The 4,234-nt window shown below is 38.0% G+C and carries 6 protein-coding genes; 4 read left to right on the top strand and 2 right to left on the bottom strand.

The window, feature by feature from the left end; all coding sequences use genetic code 11:
- Positions 1-72: 72 nt before the first annotated feature.
- A complete protein-coding gene (locus WFN87_RS23860) occupies positions 73-474 on the bottom strand; it encodes a terminase small subunit (RefSeq protein ID WP_336983960.1) in 402 nt (133 codons plus the stop codon).
- 192 nt (positions 475-666) lie between these two features.
- On the opposite strand from WFN87_RS23860, the gene WFN87_RS23855 reads away from it, so the two are divergent.
- The 4 genes from WFN87_RS23855 to WFN87_RS23840 all read left to right on the top strand — a co-directional run bounded on the left by WFN87_RS23855 (position 667) and on the right by WFN87_RS23840 (position 3,272).
- Positions 667-1,074, top strand: a complete 408-nt coding sequence (locus WFN87_RS23855; protein ID WP_336983961.1) for a hypothetical protein — start codon at positions 667-669, stop codon at positions 1,072-1,074.
- Between the two features lie 654 nt (positions 1,075-1,728).
- On the top strand, positions 1,729-2,187 hold the full coding sequence (locus WFN87_RS23850) for an STM2901 family protein (protein WP_336983962.1): 459 nt from the start codon (positions 1,729-1,731) through the stop codon (positions 2,185-2,187).
- A complete protein-coding gene (locus WFN87_RS23845) occupies positions 2,187-2,495 on the top strand; it encodes a DUF1493 family protein (RefSeq protein WP_336983963.1) in 309 nt (102 codons plus the stop codon). The genes WFN87_RS23850 and WFN87_RS23845 overlap by 1 nt, the downstream gene beginning before the upstream one ends.
- Before the next feature lie 192 nt (positions 2,496-2,687).
- The gene (locus WFN87_RS23840; RefSeq protein WP_336983964.1) at positions 2,688-3,272 is read left to right on the top strand and encodes a hypothetical protein; all 585 of its coding nucleotides are present in this window, start codon (positions 2,688-2,690) and stop codon (positions 3,270-3,272) included.
- A 93-nt stretch (positions 3,273-3,365) separates the two neighbouring features.
- Here the strand turns inward: WFN87_RS23840 and WFN87_RS23835 are convergent, their stop codons facing one another.
- On the bottom strand, positions 3,366-3,665 hold the full coding sequence (locus WFN87_RS23835; RefSeq protein ID WP_336983965.1) for a hypothetical protein: 300 nt from the start codon (positions 3,663-3,665) through the stop codon (positions 3,366-3,368).
- Positions 3,666-4,234: the final 569 nt, after the last annotated feature.

Below are 4,234 nucleotides of genomic sequence, written 5' to 3'. Positions count from 1 at the left end.
ATTACCAGACACCAGCTGAATTCGCAACGGACTGGCGAAACAGGAAATATGAAGAAAAACCAACCGACATTACTAACTGAAGGTTGTATCTAATCCTGGGGGCAGGTCATCCATTGCAAATAACTCAAGATAAATTTTTATTGGAATAGAACGAATGGTAGTTTTAATTTGATATAGATATTCTGTTAGTACCTGCTCTACATATTCAGTACTAACAATTGTGTTTTCCTTTTCGGCTAACTCAAGTTCTGCTAAACTAGCTTCTGCTTTTAGTTTCTTTAGTCGCTCTTGTTCAATCTGTTCTTTGATATCGGTTTCTCGTAGTGGTCTTAGTACGTTCTCTACAATCCACGATCTTGTTTCCGCTTCTGTAGAGTTCTCACCACATGGCATACCTTTATCTCTCCATTGGCGTACTGTGGATTCGTCATAGCCATATTGTTTAGCCAATGCGTTTAAGCTAATTGGTTTCATAAAAAATTCCTTATGCATGTTTTATTCATTATTTATTCGATTTCGGTTCGGGTATGCATCAATTTTTAAAATATATTTAAAACAATGCGTGGGTGAAAACTCGCTTTCTTCACCGAACGTGGGGGAACCTACTGTATTCCCTCATTACTTCATGATAATATTTTATGTCTACACAATTACGAGGTTAGTTTTATGCTGTCCTATATTCTTAAACTCTTTGAGTTGTTCACCAAATTGCCGAAATCCGTTCAAGAACAAATCATTAATGCTATCGTAGATGCTTTCACTTACGTATTCCGTCGCCTGTTCGAAACAAAAAATGAAGAAGACTTAAAAAAGGCCACTACTCAAGCAGTGACACCAACACAATGGGCAACCACAACGGTTGCTGTTACTAACTTAGTTCCTTCTCTTTATTCTCAAAAGAAGAAGGAGGAATTTGCCAACTCTGTTATTGAGTTAGTTAAAAGCGATGGCTTTATCAATCAATTAAGTAAACGTATTGATAAGATCAACGCTGCGGATGAAGAAAGTTATGTCGCACTATGTTCTATAGAAACCAAAAGGTTAATAATGGAAATGATGGATCAGGCTAAGTAATTTATAACTACAATTGCCCCTGTAGATAACTCAATAGGGGCGATATAGTTTTAAAATTCATTATTGGAAGTACATACATTAGTACATTTCATTGTTAGGCCATACTGCATAGGCATTATCTCCTGTTGCTTCTGACTTCATATTAGTACTTTGCTCAGCATGTTCTCTGTATAGATGTAAATTAGTTATACGACTGCCCCGGATTCTACAGCCAGTACTGGTATTGTCACTCTGGTAAATCTTGTTGTAGACCTTCCCGCAATCACTCTGGAACTGAGGCCGAAAGTACTTCACACCGTTACGCTCGCCCGCTGGGAACATCACAGTTGTGTACTGTCCATCTACAGTACCAACCACCGCCCTATCCATGAACGATGTAGAGCAGATACTGTGAGCATTGCTGCGAGTAGAATTTTCTTTAACATTTTTAGCCTTTTTATGCTTAACGCATTGATTATTGATCAATTTTATAGATCAATACAGTAAATTATTTTTATCGTTTTTCCATGCTTAGCTGTATACAAGAAGGGTATTTATTGGCTGGGCAAGATTCTGATTTTCAAGCGGTTACTGGATGGTGTGCCGTTGGGAATTGATCGCTGTATGGATGAGATTTATACTTTCCTTTCTTCCATAAGCACAAGGATTTGACAGATGGATACGGTAGAGCAGATTAATGGGTACTACTACAAGGGATACTGGAACCTCAAGCCAGATGAACTATACATGCTTATCACTGTTGATGTTATGAGCCAGCATTTGGGGATCTCTGCTTCCTCAGCGGCAATGATTCTTTCAGGCCAACCGTGGGTTAGTACACGAACAAAACCAAACGGAGCGGTGGAAGGCACGTCCATTGCATCTAAGTACTCCCGTAAGATCTTTCGCAATAAACATCTACCTGTAGGTATTCGCATTCCCACACCTATAGGTGGACTGAAAAACTTTCACTTCACGCCAACAAACAAAATTGGAACCATCATAGGGCGTTATATACCTTGGATCGGTTGGGGTATGGCGGCGTGGACAGCAAGAGCAATAACAAAGGATACTGCCGATATCTTTAATACTATTGTGTCGCCTAAAGACCGAATTCAGTGGACAAGTTTCTGATGAGCATAGAACAAGAGATAATTGATTATATCTATGAAAATCACAGCCATAAGAAGTACTACATCTTTGGTAAACGACAGCCAGTAACGTTAGATACAGAACTAACGCAAGGTGGTATAGATATAATATGGGAGGATGCTCAGGATACACTTGATTATTATTTCAAAACTTGGAATGTAAAATTAAATGGTTTTGAGATCTCAAGCTATTTTGACCCACAGTTTACTAGTTCACAAAAACCGATTAAACCTCTCTATGTATGGATGCTTGTCAAATCGGCTGAGGCGGGTGAATGGCTGTATGATTGAAGTTGCCGTACTTCCCACGCTTTAAAAAAAACGTCACCCCTGATATGAGAAGTACGGCATGGTGATTCTACTACAACAAAGAATAAGATGAACATAAGAAATTGGAATAGAGCATTACTAACGGTAGTACTAATCCTACTTTTCCTTGTAGGGTTAGTGTTGATTAAAATATTATTTCACGGGAGCAGTAAATTGGAATGGGGTTCTGTTAGTGATTGGGTTAGTGCTGCATGTAATGTTGCTATGGCTGGGGCTGCTGTGTATGCAGCATTACAAGCAAAGAAATGGTTTAGAAATAAAAAATATGAGTTAGGCCATGCTTCAGCGAAAGATTTATTTCTGACCTTGTTCAAAATGAATCCTGTGTTAGATAATCTTAGCACTCATGTAGAAATGTTCCACGCTTCCTCCGAAGCGGAAGCCGATCTAGCAAAAATAGAAAACATACTTTCTGAGTTTTATATTCTCATAGCAAATTATGAAAAGTCCATTTTTGAGTTAAAAGGTGTTGGTTGGGAATTCAAAGACAAGTATCACGATATATATCACTTACCTACTCGTGTAGACATCGAAGTCATTCCTTTGAGTACTCATATATCCATAGTTAATTATTTGTATGATTTTTATAACGAACCAGAAAATCTGAAATACTCTGCTAATGCATTGGAATCCGATATAAAGGAATTATTAAGCATTACAACGCAGTATAACGAGACTATTGCTACAATATTGCATGACAGTCTACAATATGAACTGTACTTTAACACTACTAAGTAATTAGTAGTGTGTTCTCTCGTGTATTATTGCACATTATTGTCTAGATGATTTTGAGGTTATGAGGATTGCTATTTACCAGTCTATATGTATTCATCATTCATATTCCTCATTGATTACATTCATTACATTCTGAATGGTTAGTAGTTTTTCAGTATCCATAACAGTACTGTATTGGATTAGCTCTGCTTCATCGCATTCACTTAAATCGGGTAGATTGTCTACCCGTCCTTCATCTTTTTTTTCCATCGAGTATTTACCCGTATCACACTGGAGTACTACACGCAGATTTTGATCGTAGTAGATTACCTGATTTGAAAATATGGTTATTGTGATATTGTTTTCATAACGGTAACGATGAAATAGGTCATACTCATCTATTCCTAGTAGGTTCATTGGCTAATTCTCCTATAAAATTCAGTACTGGCACGTAGGCCAAAATATTTATTGAGGTGGGCGGTAGTAGGTTTCTTCCCCTTCTCACATTTGTATTTATGAATATACAGCTGAATCACCTCTATATAGGACTCACCAATTTGGGTGTTGTCGGTTAATGGTGACCTCGGTTGTTTGTTATAGAGACCATTAGATTTCATTCCAACTTTCTTTTTGTTAGTACGTACATTGCCTCTGTGCCAGTTCATTTTTGTTGCTCCTTGTAGTAACCCCTCTACGGGTTTTGATTGTTGTGTAATTCGTTAATACCCAGACAGTATTAAAATATAAATATAGTCCCATGCACTTTAGTGAGCTTTAACAGCGAACGACCTGACAAGGAGGGACGACGCGTAGCTACTCACGAAGAGCGAAGCGAACTTTGAAGTACAAGAATACTAACGTACCTTTTTGTTGTCTGTGACCTGCCCCCAGGATTAGATACAACCTTCAGTTAGTAATGTCGGTTGGTTTTTCTTCATATTTCCTGTTTCGCCAGTCCGTTGCGAATTCAGCTGGTGTCTGGTAAT

The sequence above is a fragment of the Cedecea sp. AS113 genome (assembly GCF_037152415.1).
Classification (GTDB): domain Bacteria; phylum Pseudomonadota; class Gammaproteobacteria; order Enterobacterales; family Enterobacteriaceae; genus Cedecea.
The sequence above is the reverse complement of the archived record's forward strand: the minus strand, read 5'-3'. Positions and strand labels throughout refer to the sequence as shown.